Source organism: Anaerolineales bacterium, assembly GCA_015075725.1.
Taxonomy (GTDB): domain Bacteria; phylum Chloroflexota; class Anaerolineae; order Anaerolineales; family Villigracilaceae; genus Villigracilis.
This window is the reverse complement of the sequence record JABTTV010000001.1, coordinates 1905285-1921814: the sequence shown is the minus strand read 5'-3', so window position 1 is coordinate 1921814 and position 16530 is coordinate 1905285. Positions and strand designations below refer to the sequence as shown.

Sequence of the window (16530 nt, the reverse complement as noted above, 5' to 3'; positions counted from 1 at the left end):
GGCTTAATGCAGGAAATCGGCGCAGTACAAAGACTCTCGAAGCGTGTGGCTGGACTGAAGCCCAGCGGCATTCGAAAATTTTTCGATATTGCGGCAACGATGAAGGATGTGATCTCGCTCGGCATCGGCGAACCGGATTTCACCACGCCGAAACCTATCCTCGAGGCGGGCATTCGTTCGCTTCAGAACGGCGAGACGCATTACACGTCGAACTCGGGCAAAATGGAACTACGCCAGGGGATCTCGGATAATTTGAAAAAACTGTACAACGTGAAATACGATCCAACCCACGAGATCATCGCGACCGTCGGGGTTTCAGAGGCGTTGTATCTCACGTTCACCGCCATCCTCGAACCCGGCGACGAGGTCATCGTCCCCACACCGTGTTTTGTTTCCTATCAAGCCGAGGTCATTTTGGCGGGCGGTGTTCCGGTCGAAATTCCCGCCAGGCTTGAAAATAATTTTACCGTTGACCCCGATGACATCCGCAAAGCCATCACGCCGCACACAAAGGTCATCTTTGTCGGTTATCCATCGAACCCCACCGGCGCGGTTGCGCCGCGCGATGTTATGCTCGAGATCGGCCGCATTGCGGAGGAGCACGACCTGCTCGTCGTATCGGATGAGATCTATGACCGTCTCGTCTATGACTTCGAGCATGTCTGCTTCCCTGCCTTGAGCGACAGCCTGAGAGAGCGCACGGTTTTACTCGGCGGCTTCTCAAAGGGTTATGCGATGACGGGTTGGCGCATCGGCTATGCCTGCGGTCCTTCGGACATCATCAAAGGCCTCGTGCGCATCCATCAATACTCCATCATGTCCGCGCCGACCACCGCGCAGGATGCCGCCATCGAAGCCTTGAAGACGGGCGAGCCCTATGTGAAGGAAATGATCGATGAATACGACCGTCGCCGCCGTTTGCTGGTCAAAGGATTGAACCGCCTCGGTCTGTCGACCTTTGAACCGAAGGGTGCCTTCTATGCCTTTCCCAACATCCAGGCCTCCGGCATGGACGACGAAACCTTCGCCGAAAAACTGCTGCGTGAAGAATCTGTGGCGGTCGTGCCTGGCAATGCCTTTGGACCGGGCGGCGATGGCTTCGTGCGGATGTGTTACGCCACTTCGTATGAAAAAATCGAAGAAGCCCTTCGCCGCATGGAAAAGTTCATGAGCAGGTACGGGTGACCTTTTTCGTATGACACACCCTCGAAATAAATTCGAGGGTGTGTTTGTCTTGGGGGAACTGTTGGGGGATCGGTCGAAACCAACACTTTTTTGCATAGCCGACCGACATAAGAATTAATTATGGTTTTGTTTGAAATCCCTCTCTAAGAAAGCATATACTTTAAGCCATGAAGTTCATTACCCGAAAGGTGTTTGAAACTACCAACCGTCCGATTTGGTTCGGCTTGAGTTTTCTCCTCCTCGTGTCTGTCGGCATTCTGGATTACACAACCGGCACCGAACTTTCCTTTTCTCTCTTCTACCTGTTACCGATCGCCGTAGCCTCCCTGGGCTTAGGAAACAACTACGGTATTTTGATGTCCCTTTTGAGCACGGTCATCTGGCTCTATATTGAGGTCATTTCGCATCCGAGAGGGGAGAATCTTCTGCTCCATTTATGGAATGCGGTCATCCGTCTTGGATTCTTTTTACTGCCAGCCCTGCTGTTGAAAAGCCTTGAACGGGAACGCTTACACGCACGCACTGACTTCCTGACCGGCGCATATAACCATCGATATTTTCATGAGGTTTTGGAGATGGAGATCAACCGTTCCGCCAGGTACAACCTTACCTTCACGGTGGTATTCCTGGACACCGACAATTTCAAGATCATCAACGACACATTCGGCCATGTCTTTGGAGATGGAATCCTTGCTACGATAGCGGACACCATGAAGAACACCCTGCGGAAAACAGACTTCGTTGCACGCGTAGGCGGTGATGAATTCAGTATCCTCCTGCCTGAAACAAATGAGAGTGAAGCAAAGGTCGCCATATCCAATTTGCGGAATAAATTGACCTCAGAAATGAAGGCAAGGAATTGCCCCATTACCTTTAGCATTGGCATTCTCACATTACATGCCCCGCAACTTTCCGCGGACCAGGCATTGAACCTTGCAGACAAGCTGATGTATTGGGTAAAGAACAACGGCAAGGATAATGTCCGCTACGAGACCTACTGGGAGAAAACAGGTAATAGTGACGAACGAACAGCTCCGCCTACCCGCCCGCGATCTTGACCTTGTACCCCAGTTTCATCAAAACCTCCGCCATGCGCTGACGGTGTTCTCCCTGAATTTCGATCATGCCTTCCTTCACCGTCCCGCCGGTGCCGCATTCCTGCTTGAGCTTCTTGGCAAGGGATTTCATGTCCTCTTCCGTGAGGATAAGGTTTTTCACTACAGACACAACCTTCCCACCACGCCCGCCTGACTCGCGATGCAGGTAGGCGGTCTGTTGTTGCGGCGGAATTGATCGGGCATGGCTTACGGCGCGATTCCTCTTACGAAGGTCTCCATCTTCGGAAGACCAAACCGTGCGATTTTTATTCGACATAGTGAAATTATAAATCCAGGGATGCCCTTGCGCTTGCCTTACTTTACGGTCATCCATACTCCCCAACAACTCCATCCGCTCGATGAACACGCTTTACCCACGGGTTTATGACCCACACGGGAATAAGACTTTTTTGGCATGATTACTCTGTTCGTCGGAATTTTTGTAACGCACAAAAATCAAAAATCACCGCATAATGAAAAGTAAAAACAATCGATAGCCGCCCGCGTGGAACGGCCATTGGTTGCTTTTTCGAGGGAACCATGAACAAATCGTTTTTCAAATCCGATCTCTTCATTCTCATCCTGCTTGCGGCTGCAAAATTCACCCTGCATCTGCTCACAAACCATAACTACGGATTTCATCGTGACGAACTTGCCACATTGCATGCCGCGCGCAACCTCGCCTGGGGATTCGTATCCTACCCGCCGCTTGCCCCGTTTCTCGGCAGTATTGAATTAAACCTCTTTGGCGCGACAACCGTCGGGTTTCGAGTCTTTTCCGCGCTGTCACAGGCCATCGTCATGGTCATTGCCGGTCTGATGGCAAAGGAATTCGGCGGTTCGCGCCGGGTTCAGATCCTTGCCGCCCTGGGCGCAGGTATCAATGTGCTTTCGATCATTCAAGGCGCATTGTTTCAATATGTCGCCTTCGATTTTCTCTGGGTTGTGCTGCTTTCTTATTTCATCATCCGCCTCCTCAACACAGACGACGCGCGTTGGTGGCTTGCCATCGGCTTGGTCATCGGTCTGGGCATGATGACTCGTTACACCATGGGCGTGTACGTCATCGCATTGGTGCTATCAACATTGATCACCCCGGCGCGCAAATACCTCAAATCGAGATGGCTTTGGCTCGGAGCAGGACTCGCCCTCCTTATCTTCCTGCCCAATCTTCTCTGGCAAATTCAACATGATTTCATATCGTTAAATTATCAAGCCGCCATACACGAGCGCGATGTTCGCATCGGTCGCGCCGACGGGTACCTGCCCGAGCAATTGCTGATGGCGAATCCGTTCATGCTGCCGTTTTGGATCGCAGGCTTGCTGTTCTGCTTCCGCGAATCGAAATACAAGATGATCGGCTTCATGTACCTCTTCCCCGTCCTGACCTTTCTCATCATGCAGGGACGAGGTTACTACCCAGCCCCATCGTATGTAGTGTTGGTCGCGGCTGGAATGTTCGTATTCGACCGCTGGCTGGGGACTCTCAACCCCAAAACCGCGCTTCTCTACCGGACCCTGGGCTGGTCTGCGCTTCTTTTGGGCTTTATCTTCGTTGCGGCGTTAGGACTGCCCATCGCGCCCGTCAACTCAGCCGTGTGGAATATCAATCGCGAAGTCCACGATGACTTTGCCGAGCAGATCGGCTGGCGTGAAATGACCGAAGCCGTCGCGGATGTGTACCAATCCCTGCCAAGAGAGGAAAAAGCACGAGCAGGAATCCTGGCTGGGAACTATGGCGAGGCAGGCGCGCTCGACCTTTACGGTCCGGAATATAACCTTCCGCAAGTCATCAGTCCTGTCAACTCGTTCTGGATGAAAGGCCCGCCCTCTGAAAACATCGATGTGCTTATCGTGGTTGGCTATCCAGATAACAGTGCAAGCTCATATTTCAACTCCTGTCAACTGGTAGGCGCGGTCAGCAACAGTTACGGTGTAAATAATGAAGAAGCCGAACTCAGGGATATTTACTTTTGCCAAGGCTTGCGCAAACCCTGGGCAGACATGTGGGATGGGATGCTAAGATTTCAATGAATATCTTGGGCTGCAGGTAAGGTAAACTGTAGCAATATGAGCCAGGATCTCATTCGTACTCTCCTGTTCCTGCTCTCCCGTCTCGAGCGCATCTCCGCCGATTCTGTACTCGCGCACCGCGCCAGCGGAATCCGAGGGGCGATGCTGAGGATGGTGGAAACACTTGAGAAGGGCAAGGCCGGATCAAATACTGAAGTGCAAAAATTGATCGAGAATGGATATTCTGTGTTGGAAAAAGCGGCAGAGGAAAAAGTGAGGTAGACAGTTTATGAACTTAACCCCTCAACTCCGTGATGGTGAAACAATCATCCGTGAGGCTGGCGCAACGGTGTACATGGTGCGGAATGGAATCCGCTCTGGCGGTTCGAATGTGCGCATGTGGCTGACAAATCAGCGAATCCTATTGAAGGCGGGGTTTGGTCCACAGCGAGCGTTGCCGTTGAGCGGTATTACCGGGATTGGTGAAGAAGTGGTTAATTTATTCAAGCTCCTGCGCGTTGATTTCGATGATAACCACTCGGAATGGTTTACGATTCAGGATCAGACGGCATTCATCACGCAGTTGGAGGAGACGCGTATGAACGCGCCGAAACTTCCCTACGAGGCGGCAGAGTCAACGGCGGGGGTCGCGAAGCGGATGTTTAGGTTGCCTCTGATTTTGATGGCGGGAATATTCGTCGTCGGTGTAATCTGTATGGTCGGGTTCGTTCTCGTATTTGGTTTGTTAATGGCAATGGCTGGTGGAGGGTAGATCTGCCGGCCTATGAAGTGGGTCTGGCTGGAAGGAAAAAAATATTTTAAAGAATCAGGGTCGGATCCGTCTTTGAGGGGTTTTGTCCAATGCGTTATGCTCGCTCCTCGAAAAAGGCGGCTGAGGGGAGGGTCCGCTAATTCTTTTCCGCTTTCACGACGCTGAATTTTTCCTTGCCGATTTTATAGTTCCCGCTGTGCTTGAGCACCTGATCCAGCGCATCTTCGGGGATATCCACAAACGATACTTTTTCTTCGATGCGGATCTTGCCAATGATGTTGCCGGGAATATTGGCATGGAAGGCGATCTGCCCCACGATATCGTTCGGGCGGATGTTATGCGCCTTGCCTTTGTTGATCTTGCAGCGCACCATGCCCTCCTCATGCGCTCGGCTCCCTCTAATCCGCATCTTGTCGCCGCGACCCGAGCCTTCCCTTCGCCCGAACCTTTCCTTCTTTCCTTTTTCAAATCTTTCATCCTTCAAGCTGGCAATTTCAGCGATTGGCCTCTGCTTTTCCTCGCCGCGTGAAATTTTAATCGCCGCCGCGGCAATATTCAGCGGATCGTGACCGGCTTCGATCAATTCCTGTACCATTTCAAGTTCGCGTTTGAACCGTCCGCGCCCAAGCCAGACCTTTAATTTTTCAACCACTTGCGATTCCCGATGTTTCGTTATATCTTCCGGGGTGGGAAGCTCCTTTTTTGTGAGAGGCTGTTTGGTGAGCGCTTCCACTTCTCGCAAGCGGCGCTTCTCTTTGGGGGAAAGCAAAGTAATGGCAACGCCGGTTTTGCCTGCGCGTCCCGTACGACCGATGCGGTGAACGTACACCTCGGCATCATCGGGCAGGTGATAGTTGAAGACATGCGAAATATCGTCGATGTCCAAACCGCGGGCGGCAACGTCGGTGGCCACAAGCACCTTCAACTGATTCGCCCGGAAACGTCCCAGCACGCGCTCGCGTGCCTGCTGGTCGAGGTCGCCGTGAATGGCTTCGGCTGGGATTCCGCGCACGACAAGTTCATTCGCAAGGGTGCTGGTTTCCGCGCGGGTGCGAGCAAAGATCAAGGCACTGTGGATGGGTTCGATTTCAAAGAGTCTGGTTAGCGCATTGGTCTTGTGATTTTCATGCACCATGTAAAAACGTTGTTCAATGGCTGAAACGGTAAGCGTATCCCGTTTTATGACCACGGAATGCGGGTCCCGCATGAAGCGCTCTGCCAGTTTGCGGATGCGCGGCGGCATGGTCGCGCTAAACAGGGCGGTCTGCCGTTCCTCGGGCGTCGATGCGAGGATCGTTTCGACATCTTCGATGAAACCCATGTTGAGCATCTCATCCGCCTCATCGAGCACCACGGTCTTGATGCCATTGAGGAAAAGTACTTTGCGCTCGAGCAGGTCGATGAGACGACCCGGTGTGCCAACGACGATATCGACGCCGCGCTGCAGGCTGTTGATCTGCGGTCCATAAGGCTGTCCGCCATACACGGCAAGCACGCGCACATGCAAATGTTTGCCGTACTCATTCATCGAGTCGGCAACCTGCAGGGCAAGTTCACGCGTCGGCGCGAGGATCAACGCCTGTGGATTCTTTTGTTTTACGAAGTTGTTGAGAATGGGAAGGGCAAAGGCGGCAGTTTTGCCTGTGCCCGTCTGGGCTTGACCAACCACATCCACGCCGGTGAGCATGAGGGGAATCATGCCTGATTGGATAGGGGTCGGCTCGGAATAGCCGAGTTCGGTGATTGCCTGCATGATCTCGTCACGCAGGTTGAGAGAAGAAAAATCGGTAGTCATCAATTGTCCTTTTTTATGTAGGGGCGAGGCTTGTTCCACGAAGTGGTATGACCTCGCCCCTACGCATAGGAATGTTCTGATGACTCTTTCAATAATTCTTCCTGCTCAACAAGGTCTGCCTTTGCAGGCAAAACCCGCCCAACAAAAAAGCCCGAGGTGTTCCACGGGCTACTTACTCAGAGCGATCAAAACAAGTTCCCAGAAATACAGCGGCAGTGAGTGTACCACAGATTTTCAGGACTTAATTCTCCCCTGAGCTGATGAATGGCTTTAAAGCGAGTTACCCAACGTAATCGCACCATGCTTCATATTTGGCTATCTTTCCACGGATGGCATCGTGATAGACGGTCTGGATCTCATGCGTGATCCTGCCCGACTTCCCGTCCCCGATCTTTCGAAAGTCGATCTCACACAAGCCGATCACCTCCGCCGCCGTTCCGCAGACGAAGACCTCGTCGGCGCTATAAAGCTGGTCGCGGGAAATGGGCTGTTCGATCACTTCATAGCCAAGGTCGTTCGCGATCGTGGCGATGGAATCCCGCGTGATTCCCTCGAGCACGGGAGCCGCAGACGGGGTGTAGATCCTGCCTTTCTTGACGAGGAATAGATTCTCCCCCGTGCATTCGGCAATGTACCCGCTCGGGTCGAGCATGATGGCTTCTTCAAAACCGAGGCGGACCGATTCAGTCTTCGCCAGGATGCTGTTGGCGTAGTTGCCGGCGATCTTTGCCTTCGTCATCGACACATTGACATGGTGCCGCGTGAACGAGGATATGTTCGCGCGGATGCCTTTTGCCAGCGCCTCCTCCCCGAGATAATTCGACCACTTCCACACCGCGACCATCATGGCTGCTTTACCCGCGTCGATGTTCAAGTTCCACGCCCCTGCGGTCAGGTAGATAAGCGGGCGGATGTAACATTCGTCAAACCCGTTCGCTTTCACGGTTTCCTTGATGGCTTTCGAAACATCATCCGTCGAATATTGTAAGTTCAAAAATCCAAAGATCTCCGCTGATTTGATCAATCGTTCCGCATGTTCCCGCAGGCGAAACACGGCAGGTCCTTTGGCGGTGTGATAGGCGCGGATCCCTTCGAAGACCGCTGCCCCATAATGCAGGGCGGCCGTCAGCATGTGAACAGTGGCTTTCTCGAACTCCACCAGTTCGCCGTCTTTCCATATAAATTTCGATTCCATGCCCATTCTCTCTTCTCCTTTATTGAATGTTTTTGATGAGTTCATCCGCCATCTGACGGGTCGTTAGCTTTCCGCCGAGGTCCGCAGTGCGCGCACCGTCGCCGATTGTTCGATCTACAGTCGCCTCGATCGCCGTTGCTTCGACTTCCAATTTGAACGAATGGCGTAGCATCATCGCCGCGGAAAGAATTGTACCAACTGGATTCGCAATTCCCTTCCCGGCAATATCCGGAGCGGAACCATGGATGGGTTCGTACAATCCCATGCGCGCCTCGCTTCCGGACCTCGAACCTGCCTCTCCCAAACTGGCAGAGGGCAGCATCCCCATCGACCCCGCCAACACGGACGCCTCATCCGTGAGAATATCGCCGAACATGTTCTCAGTGACAACCACATCCATCCACATCGGACCAGTGATCAATTTCATCGCTGCCGTATCGACCAAAACATGTTCCAACTCAACGTCTGGATTCTCCTTCCCCACTTGAGTCGCAATCTGACGCCACATACGGGAGGATTCAAGTACATTGGCTTTATCCACCGAAGTGACCTTTTTCCTGCGTCCCTTCGCCAATTCAAATGCCAGTTTCATGATGCGGTAAATTTCATAATCATAATATTCGAGCGTATCGACTGCGCGCTCGCGCCCGTCTTTAACATCGCGTCCCTTGGGGAAGCCGAAGTACAAGCCGCCGGTCAACTCGCGCAGGACGAGGATATCCACGCCTTTGAGTTTCTCCGGCTTGAGCGGTGAGCCATCCACCAACGCCGGGTGGACTTTGACCGGGCGAAGATTTGCGAATACGCCAAGACCTTTTCGTAGGGCGAGCAATCCGCGCTCGGGGCGGTCTTTGGCTTTCGGGTCGTCCCATTTCGGTCCGCCGACGGCACCCAGCAAAACGGAGTCTGAGGCTTGGCAATCGGCGAGAGTCTCATCGGTCAGGGAAGAGCCGTATCTATCGATGGAACAGCCGCCCATCATGCGTTCCTGAAAATCGAATGAATGATTAAATTTGCTGGCGATTCTTTCCAGCACCCGCACGGCTTCACCGACCACTTCCGGTCCAATGCCATCGCCGGGCAGTAAGGTGATTTTGAAGTTCATCTATATATTTTCCATTCACATCGTAGGGGCGAGGTTTCCTCGCCCAGTTTTAGTTTTAGATTCACCATCTCGGGCGGGAGGACCCCGCCCCTGCAATTTCTAATGTGCAACCATCAGTCCATACTCCACCGAATCCGCAAGCGCCCGCCAACTTGCTTCGATGATGTTCGTCCCCGCACCAACCGTGCTCCATCGCGAGGTGGAATTGCGCGTGTCGATCAATACGCGAGTGATGGCTTCAGTGCCATGTTCCGAATCCAATATGCGTACTTTGTAATCGGAAAGATGAAAATCATTGATGCGCGGATAATAACTGGTAAGCGCTTTCCGCAGGGCGATGTCGAGCGCATTGACAGGTCCGTTCCCCTCCGCAGCGGTGTGTAACACTTCACCCTGAACACGCACCTTCACCATTGCTTCGGCAAAAATGCCGCGCCCCTGTCGATGTTCGACATTGACGAAGAAGTCGATGAGTTCGAACGGCGCTTTATAACCGTATTCCTGCCGTTTGAGCATGATTGCCACTGAAGCTTCGGCGGCTTCAAAGGAAAATCCGCGTGACTCGAGTTCCTTGATCTCATTGAGGATGGGCACAACTTCAGTGCCTTCCACTTCCACGCCGTGCTCCTCGGCTTTGCTGAGCAGGTTGCCGCGGCCGGATAAGTCTGAAACAACAACGCGCATTTTGTTACCGACACGTTCCGGTTCCACATGCTGGTAGGACTGAGCCGAACGCCGCATTGCCGCCACATGCACACCGCCCTTGTGAGTAAACGCCGATTTGCCCACGAAGGGCAAATGCTCATCTGGCGTGATGTTTGCCACCTCCGCGACGAAATGAGACAGCTCATACAACCGCTGGATGTTTCCCTTCGGCAGGCATTGATAACCCATCTTGAGTTCGAGGTCCGCCATAATGGAACACAGATTGGCGTTGCCGCATCGTTCCCCGACGCCGTTGATGGTTCCCTGAACTTGAACCGCTCCTTCGCGGACGGCGACCAGCGAATTGACGACGGCACATTCCGAGTCGTTGTGGGTATGAATCCCAAAGGGATGATTTAGCGCAGGCTTCAACTCTTTCAGGAATTGTTTGATCTCCCACGGGAAGGTCCCGCCGTTGGTGTCGCACAGCACGACCGTCTCCGCGCCGCCGCGAATCGCCGCCAGCAGAGTTTCGATGGCATAGGATTTGTCCGCTTTGTAGCCGTCGAAAAAGTGTTCTGCATCGTAGATGACGTGCTTGCCGTTGGCTTTGAGATAGGCAACAGAGTCTTCGATGATGCGCAGGTTATCATCGTTGGTGGTCTGCAATACTTCTTTGACATGCAGCGTCCACGTCTTGCCAAAGATCGTGCAAACGGGCGTCTTTGAATCAAGCAGAGCTTTGATATTTGCATCGTCCTCGGGTCCGCCTTTGACGCGACAGGTGGAACCGAACGCCGCAACGAGCGCGTGCTTCCATTGCATGTCACGGGCGCGTTCGAAGAACTCCACATCTTTGGGGTTCGAACCGGGCCAGCCGCCTTCGATGAACGCGACGCCGAGTTCATCCAATTTTTGCGCGATGCGGACCTTGTCATTCGCCGAAAGGTTGAAGCCTTCGGATTGTGTCCCGTCGCGCAGGGTGGTGTCGTAGATCTGAATCTTTGTCATGCATTCTCTATCTGACGATAGACGATGGACCATTGACCATGTCGTCCATCGTCCGTGGTCAATGGTCTATAGTCTGCTTTCGTACGCTGCGATCTCTTTTTCAAAACCCATGATGTAGCCGAGTTCGTCCACGCCATTGAGCAGACACGCTTTGTTGAACGCGTCGATCGGGAAGGTGAACGAGCCTCCGGGGAAGGTCACGGTTTGGGTAGCAAGATCAACTGTCAGTTCGGCGCGAGGCGCTTCTTCCACCAAATCGAAGAGCATCTTGTGAGTGGTTTCATCCACGATGATGGGGATGAGTCCATTCTTCAGAGAGTTGCTGCGGAAAATGTCTGCAAATGAGGTGGAGATGACGGCGCGGATGCCCCACGACGTGAGCGCCCAAGGAGCGTGTTCGCGGCTCGACCCACAGCCGAAGTTGTCTCCGGCTAATAGAATTTGTGCGCCCTGTGACTCGGGTTTATTGATGATGAAGTCGGGCTTGGATGATTTGTCGTCGTTGTAGCGCCAGTTGTAGAACAGCGCGTCGGCGAGACCGTTCTTGTCGGTCACTTTGAGAAATTGCGCGGGGATGATCTGATCCGTGTCGATGTCGTTGACAGGGATGGCGAGTGCGCGGGAGGTAAGAGTAGTAAATTGTGCCATGAGAAGGTTCCAGGTATCAGGTGTCAGGTTGATAATAGATATTCGAATATCGAATTATCAAGCTTCGAGCACGGTGCGCGGATCGGTGACAACGCCGTGGATGGCAGTCGCTGCGGCGGTGACAGGGCTGGCGAGGAAAGTGCGCCCGCCTTTGCCCTGACGACCTTCAAAGTTGCGGTTGCTGGTGGAGATGGCGTATTGACCGGGTTGAAGTTGATCGCCGTTCATTGCGATACACATTGAGCAGCCTGCTTCGCGCCATTCGGCACCGGCTTCTTTGAAGATCGTATCCAAACCTTCTTGTTCGGCTTGCTTCTTCACATCCTGCGAACCGGGCACGACCATCACACGTGTGCCATCAGCAACTTTGCGTCCCTTCAACATGCCTGCGGCGAGACGTAGGTCGGAGATGCGCGAGTTGGTGCAGGAGCCGATGAAGACCACGTCCACTTTTTGACCGAGCAACGATTGACCCGGTTGCAGACCCATATACGTCATGGCTTTTTCGAACGCGGCTTTTTGTGAAGGTTCATTGAAAGATTCCACAGTGGGGATACGGTCTGTGATGCCCATGCCCATGCCGGGATTGGTTCCGTAGGTGATCATTGGTTCGATCTCGTCGGCGTTGAGCGTGATGGATTTATCGTAGGTGGCGCCTTCGTCGGTGGCGAGAGTCTTCCAATAGGCAACGGCTTTGTCCCAGTCGGCGTCTTTGGGAGCGAACTCGCGCCCGGCGAGATATTCAAAGGTGTTGTCATCGGGGGCGATCATGCCTGCGCGCGCGCCGCCTTCAATGGACATATTGCAGATGGTCATGCGCTGTTCCATCGTCAACGAGCGGATGGCTTCGCCGGTGTATTCAAAGACGTGACCCGTCCCCCCACCCACGCCGATCTTGGCGATCAGCGCGAGGATGATGTCTTTGGAAGAAACGCCGTGACCGAGTTTGCCATCCACACGCACTTCATAGGTCTTGGGTTTCTTCTGTAAGAGAGATTGAGTCGCGAGGACGTGTTCCACTTCGCTGGTGCCGATGCCGAACGCGAGCGCGCCGAATGCGCCATGTGTGGCGGTATGACTGTCACCGCAGACGATGGTCATGCCGGGTTGGGTGCGCCCCAGTTCGGGACCGATGACATGCACAATGCCGCGGTGTGGACTGGTCATGCCGTGCAAGGTGATGCCGAACTCGGCGGCGTTGACTTCCATTTGTTTAATCTGGGCGGAGGCCATTGCGTCGGCAATCGGTACATCTATGGGAGTGGTTGGGATGGAGTGATCCATTGTCGCCAAAGTCTTATCGGGACGACGGACTTTGAGTCCGCGCTGGCGGAGTCCGGTAAAGGCTTGGGGAGAGGTCACTTCGTGGACCAGGTGCAGGTCGATGTAAAGAACCGCAGGGGCTTCATCCTGTTCGGTCACAACGTGTGAGTCCCAGATTTTTTGAAAGAGTGTTTTAGGCATAATAAATTTTCGATTAACGCTTTTCGATTAATGATTTTTTATTTGGCAGGAATCATCATCAGCGGAATCAGATGCTGGTTGAGTGGATTCAACTTTCGAGGCGGAAAGAAGCGAGTTCCAGTTTCAAATCTCCAATTCTCCAATCTCCGCTTTTCATCCCAACATCACACCAAAATCGTTCGGCACTTTCCCTTTCCCTTCGGTTTGGGCAACGATCAGCTTGTTGAGCGCGTTGACGTATGCCTTGGCGCTGGCGACGATGATGTCCGAATCTGCTCCATGACCGCCGTAGACGCGCATGAACTCCACTTCGCTTTGCGCGTCCATGGTTGTGGAACCGGTTTCGCTCTGCACCCGCACGGTGACTTCGCCAAGCGCATCGATACCTTCGGTGATGGCATGAACGTTGAACTCAAGCAAGGTACACGGAACATTGACGACCTGATCAATGGCTTTGTAAGTCGCATCGACTGGACCGGTGCCAATGGCGACTTGAGTATGAACGACACCATCCGGTCCGCGCAGGCGGACGGTGGCGGTTGGCATGCCCATCGTTCCGCAAGTGACCTGCAAGCCGTTGAGCAGATATACATCGCGCGGTTTATAGAATTCGTCCGCAATCAAGGCTTCGAGATCAAGGTCGGTGATGACCTTCTTGCGGTCAGCCAGGTCCTTGAAACGCGCAAAGGCTTTATCGAGTTCCACGTCATCGAGGGAATGTCCCATTTCGGCGAGGCGATTGCGCAGCGCAGCTCGACCGGAATGTTTGCCAAGCACGAGGTTGGTCTGGTTCACGCCGACATCTTCAGGGCGCATGATCTCGTAGGTGCTTTGATGTTTCAACATTCCATCCTGATGAATGCCTGCTTCATGCGCGAATGCATTCGAACCGACGATCGCCTTATTCGGTTGGACAACAATGCCGGTGTAATTGCTGACGAGTTTGGAGATGCGCGAAAGCTGCTGCGTTTCAATTCCAGTCTCCAAGCCAAAGACGGGATGGCGAGTCTTCAACGCCATCACCACTTCTTCGAGCGAAGTATTACCAGCGCGTTCGCCAATGCCGTTGATGGTCACCTCCGCCTGTCTCGCCCCTGCGCGGATCCCCGCCAGCGTATTTGCGGTCGCCATGCCAAGGTCGTCATGGCAATGCACGGATACTGTGATCCCGTCATGTATCCCCGGCGTGTTTTTGATGATTCCATCGATAAGCTTATTGAACTCATCGGGCGTTGTGTAACCGACCGTATCGGGAATGTTCAACGTTGTCGCGCCGGCTTTGACGGCTTCGCCAAGGACAACGTACAGGAACTCCGGTTCAGAACGCCCCGCGTCTTCGGGTGAGAACTCGACATCATCGCAGAAGGATTTTGCGTAAGCGACCATCTCAGACACACGTTGAATGACCTCCTCCGGGTCCATCTTCAGCTTGTGCTTCATATGGATCGGTGACGTGGCAAGAAACGTATGGATGCGCGGTTTCTTTGCGCCTTGTACCGCCTCCCAGGCTTTGTCGATATCGGGTTTGTTTGCGCGCGCCAGCCCTGCAATGACAGGAACCTTCGCTTCGGGACTCCCTGCGGGTGGATTGCCCACTTCAAGCGCGATTCGTCTGACGGCTTCCAGATCGTCCGGCGAGGCGGCGGGGAATCCGGCTTCGATGATGTCCACGCCGAGACGGGCGAGGTTGTGTGCCACTTCCAATTTCTCGGCAGAGGTCATCGTCGCACCGGGAGATTGTTCGCCATCGCGTAATGTGGTGTCAAAAATTTTTACATAGTTGGTCATAAGAACTCCTGTAAATCGGTACATTGGGAATTGGTAGATTGGAAAACCAATTCACCAATTTACGAATTTACCAACCTACCAATCTATTTCTTCCAATTCTCAGGGCGCAACGAACGGACAGCCGCACCCGCGCGCCACATTTCCGAGTCGCGGATGGCGGCGAGTTCCACTTCCAACCTGGCGCGGTAATCGGGCTGGCTGTTGGCTTCGAGGGTGATGCGGGCTTCGTTGCCGCTTGCAACACTTTCATACAAGTCCTTGAAAACAGGGGCAGTTGCATCTCGGAATTTATCCTTCCAATCGAGAGCGCCGCGTTGAGCCGTGGTGGAGCAGTTCGCATACATCCAGTCCATGCCGTTCTCACCCACCAGGCGGATAAGCGACTGGGTGAGTTCTTCGACCGTTTCGTTGAACGCCTCAGACGGAGAATGTCCGTGCTTGCGGAGTTCGTTGTACTGCGCTTCCATCACACCGGCGAGAGCGCCCATGAGAATGCCGCGCTCACCCGTAAGATCAGAAAGTACTTCTCGTTCAAAGGTGGTTGGGAAGAGATAGCCCGCGCCGATGGCGATGCCCAAGGCAATGGTGCGGTCATTGGCTTTGCCCGTTGCATCCTGATGGACCGCAAAACTGGCATTGATTCCTGAGCCTTCGAGGAAGTTTGCCCGCACACTACGACCAGATCCTTTGGGGGCAACCAAGGCCACGTCCACGTGCGGAGGCGGGACTACTCCAGTGTCATCCTTGAATGTGACAGAAAATCCGTGAGAGAAGTAAAGCATATCGCCTTCATTGAGGTGTTCCACGATCTTGGGCCATTGCGAGCGCTGACCGGCATCCGAAAGCAGATACTGAATGACCGTGCCTTTCTCAGCGGCTTCCTCCACTTCAAAGAGAGTCTCGCCGGGCACCCAGCCATCCGCGATGGCCTTATCCCAATTCTTCGTGCCCTTGCGCTGACCAACGATGACCTTGATGCCATTGTCGCGCATGTTCATCGCTTGGGCAGGTCCCTGCACGCCGTAGCCCACCACCGCGACCACTTCGTCCTTCAATACTTCACGCGCCTTCTCAAGCGGAAACTCATCCCTGGTCACCACTTCCTCTTCCACACCGCCAAAATTGATCTTTGCCATTGTTGTGTTCTCCTAGTCGTATGTCGTTGCGAGGAACAAAGCGACGAAACAAACTCCTCGCGTTGACAGGTTTATTACGGCGTCATTGCCGCAAGTTCGGCGATATCGTCGTAGCGATTGCCATTCACCCCGGCCACGCGGCGCACGCCGTCGATCACCCCGCGGGTCATGGAGATTTGCCCCGTGCGGACCATCTCGACGATCCCAATGGGACGCAGCAGTTCGATCATGCCTTCGATCTTGTCCTCGGTGCCGGTAATTTCGACAATGACCGAATCGGCGGCAACATCCACAATCCGGGCGCGGAAGATATCCGCCAAGCCATTGACCTCTGCGCGGCGTTCAGGCCGGACCTTCACTTTGATCAGCGCCAGATCGCGGGTCACCGAAGGTTGATGCGTGACATCCTGAACATCGATCACGTTGACGAGTTTGTACAAATTTGCTTCGATCTTGTGGGCGTCCATGTCGCCGTTAGGGCAATCCACAACGACGGTCATGCGCGAGATATCCGGATTCTCCGTGCGGCCCACCGCGAGGGATTCGATGTTGAAGTTACGTCGGCGGAACAAAGAAGCGACCCTGTTCAGCACGCCAGGTTTGTTTTCTACCAATGCGATGAAGGTGTAGTTCATTTTTTCTCCTTATCCATCTCCCCTGCCCCTCTCTCAGTGGA

General features: G+C 53.7%; 15 protein-coding genes. 5 read left to right on the top strand and 10 right to left on the bottom strand.

The window, feature by feature from the left end:
* The first annotated feature begins 6 nt into the window (after positions 1 to 6).
* Together HS100_09255 and HS100_09250 are read left to right on the top strand one after the other, a co-directional pair.
* A complete protein-coding gene (locus HS100_09255) occupies positions 7 to 1185 on the top strand; it encodes a pyridoxal phosphate-dependent aminotransferase (protein MBE7434095.1) in 1179 nt (392 codons plus the stop codon).
* Between the two features lie 167 nt (positions 1186 to 1352).
* Positions 1353 to 2243 (top strand): GGDEF domain-containing protein, encoded by an 891-nt coding sequence (locus HS100_09250; protein MBE7434094.1) that lies wholly within the window; start codon positions 1353 to 1355, stop codon positions 2241 to 2243.
* Here HS100_09250 and HS100_09245 read toward each other — a convergent pair.
* Positions 2224 to 2559 carry a translation initiation factor gene (locus HS100_09245; protein ID MBE7434093.1) on the bottom strand — a complete coding sequence of 112 codons (336 nt, stop codon included), beginning with the start codon at positions 2557 to 2559 and terminating at the stop codon, positions 2224 to 2226. The two genes, HS100_09250 and HS100_09245, sit on opposite strands and share 20 nt — an antisense overlap.
* A 263-nt stretch (positions 2560 to 2822) precedes the next feature.
* Between HS100_09245 and HS100_09240 the strand changes: the two genes are divergently transcribed.
* Genes HS100_09240 through HS100_09230 form a run of 3 tightly spaced genes read left to right on the top strand, consistent with a single transcriptional unit; the run spans position 2823 to position 5067 of the window.
* Entirely contained in the window at positions 2823 to 4316 is a 1494-nt protein-coding gene (locus HS100_09240; protein ID MBE7434092.1) for a glycosyltransferase family 39 protein, read from the top strand.
* Between the two features lie 36 nt (positions 4317 to 4352).
* The gene (locus tag HS100_09235; protein ID MBE7434091.1) at positions 4353 to 4577 is read left to right on the top strand and encodes a hypothetical protein; all 225 of its coding nucleotides are present in this window, start codon (positions 4353 to 4355) and stop codon (positions 4575 to 4577) included.
* A 7-nt stretch (positions 4578 to 4584) separates the two neighbouring features.
* Positions 4585 to 5067 (top strand): hypothetical protein, encoded by a 483-nt coding sequence (locus tag HS100_09230; protein ID MBE7434090.1) that lies wholly within the window; start codon positions 4585 to 4587, stop codon positions 5065 to 5067.
* Between the two features lie 136 nt (positions 5068 to 5203).
* Here HS100_09230 and HS100_09225 read toward each other — a convergent pair whose 3' ends face one another.
* From HS100_09225 to ilvN, 9 genes are all read right to left on the bottom strand, one after another.
* On the bottom strand, positions 5204 to 6862 hold the full coding sequence (locus HS100_09225; protein ID MBE7434089.1) for a DEAD/DEAH box helicase: 1659 nt from the start codon (positions 6860 to 6862) through the stop codon (positions 5204 to 5206).
* A gap of 280 nt (positions 6863 to 7142) precedes the next feature.
* Positions 7143 to 8063 (bottom strand): branched-chain amino acid transaminase, encoded by a 921-nt coding sequence (locus HS100_09220; protein ID MBE7434088.1) that lies wholly within the window; start codon positions 8061 to 8063, stop codon positions 7143 to 7145.
* Between the two features lie 13 nt (positions 8064 to 8076).
* Positions 8077 to 9162 carry a 3-isopropylmalate dehydrogenase gene (leuB, locus tag HS100_09215; protein MBE7434087.1) on the bottom strand — a complete coding sequence of 362 codons (1086 nt, stop codon included), beginning with the start codon at positions 9160 to 9162 and terminating at the stop codon, positions 8077 to 8079.
* Between the two features lie 99 nt (positions 9163 to 9261).
* Complete coding sequence (locus HS100_09210) at positions 9262 to 10818, bottom strand: citramalate synthase (protein ID MBE7434086.1); 1557 nt, start codon at positions 10816 to 10818, stop codon at positions 9262 to 9264.
* A 66-nt stretch (positions 10819 to 10884) separates the two neighbouring features.
* A complete protein-coding gene (gene leuD, locus HS100_09205; GenBank protein MBE7434085.1) occupies positions 10885 to 11466 on the bottom strand; it encodes a 3-isopropylmalate dehydratase small subunit in 582 nt (193 codons plus the stop codon).
* A gap of 57 nt (positions 11467 to 11523) precedes the next feature.
* Positions 11524 to 12930, bottom strand: coding sequence for a 3-isopropylmalate dehydratase large subunit (gene leuC / locus HS100_09200; GenBank protein MBE7434084.1), 1407 nt, complete (start codon positions 12928 to 12930; stop codon positions 11524 to 11526).
* Between the two features lie 153 nt (positions 12931 to 13083).
* Positions 13084 to 14742 (bottom strand): 2-isopropylmalate synthase, encoded by a 1659-nt coding sequence (locus HS100_09195; protein MBE7434083.1) that lies wholly within the window; start codon positions 14740 to 14742, stop codon positions 13084 to 13086.
* A 59-nt stretch (positions 14743 to 14801) separates the two neighbouring features.
* Positions 14802 to 15854, bottom strand: coding sequence for a ketol-acid reductoisomerase (gene ilvC, locus HS100_09190; GenBank protein MBE7434082.1), 1053 nt, complete (start codon positions 15852 to 15854; stop codon positions 14802 to 14804).
* 74 nt (positions 15855 to 15928) lie between these two features.
* Entirely contained in the window at positions 15929 to 16489 is a 561-nt protein-coding gene (ilvN, locus tag HS100_09185; protein ID MBE7434081.1) for an acetolactate synthase small subunit, read from the bottom strand.
* Between the last annotated feature and the right edge of the window lie 41 nt (positions 16490 to 16530).

Bases quoted from the DNA above. Each gene is read 5' to 3' on its own strand.
- HS100_09255 (MBE7434095.1), top strand. From the start codon at position 7: ATGCAGGAAATCGGCGCAGTACAAAGACTCTCGAAGCGTGTGGCTGGA.
- HS100_09250 (MBE7434094.1), top strand. From the start codon at position 1,353: ATGAAGTTCATTACCCGAAAGGTGTTTGAAACTACCAACCGTCCGATT.
- HS100_09245 (MBE7434093.1), bottom strand. From the start codon at position 2,559: ATGTCGAATAAAAATCGCACGGTTTGGTCTTCCGAAGATGGAGACCTT.
- HS100_09240 (MBE7434092.1), top strand. From the start codon at position 2,823: ATGAACAAATCGTTTTTCAAATCCGATCTCTTCATTCTCATCCTGCTT.
- HS100_09235 (MBE7434091.1), top strand. From the start codon at position 4,353: ATGAGCCAGGATCTCATTCGTACTCTCCTGTTCCTGCTCTCCCGTCTC.
- HS100_09230 (MBE7434090.1), top strand. From the start codon at position 4,585: ATGAACTTAACCCCTCAACTCCGTGATGGTGAAACAATCATCCGTGAG.
- HS100_09225 (MBE7434089.1), bottom strand. From the start codon at position 6,862: ATGACTACCGATTTTTCTTCTCTCAACCTGCGTGACGAGATCATGCAG.
- HS100_09220 (MBE7434088.1), bottom strand. From the start codon at position 8,063: ATGGGCATGGAATCGAAATTTATATGGAAAGACGGCGAACTGGTGGAG.
- leuB (MBE7434087.1), bottom strand. From the start codon at position 9,162: ATGAACTTCAAAATCACCTTACTGCCCGGCGATGGCATTGGACCGGAA.
- HS100_09210 (MBE7434086.1), bottom strand. From the start codon at position 10,818: ATGACAAAGATTCAGATCTACGACACCACCCTGCGCGACGGGACACAA.
- leuD (MBE7434085.1), bottom strand. From the start codon at position 11,466: ATGGCACAATTTACTACTCTTACCTCCCGCGCACTCGCCATCCCTGTC.
- leuC (MBE7434084.1), bottom strand. From the start codon at position 12,930: ATGCCTAAAACACTCTTTCAAAAAATCTGGGACTCACACGTTGTGACC.
- HS100_09195 (MBE7434083.1), bottom strand. From the start codon at position 14,742: ATGTACCGATTTACAGGAGTTCTTATGACCAACTATGTAAAAATTTTT.
- ilvC (MBE7434082.1), bottom strand. From the start codon at position 15,854: ATGGCAAAGATCAATTTTGGCGGTGTGGAAGAGGAAGTGGTGACCAGG.
- ilvN (MBE7434081.1), bottom strand. From the start codon at position 16,489: ATGAACTACACCTTCATCGCATTGGTAGAAAACAAACCTGGCGTGCTG.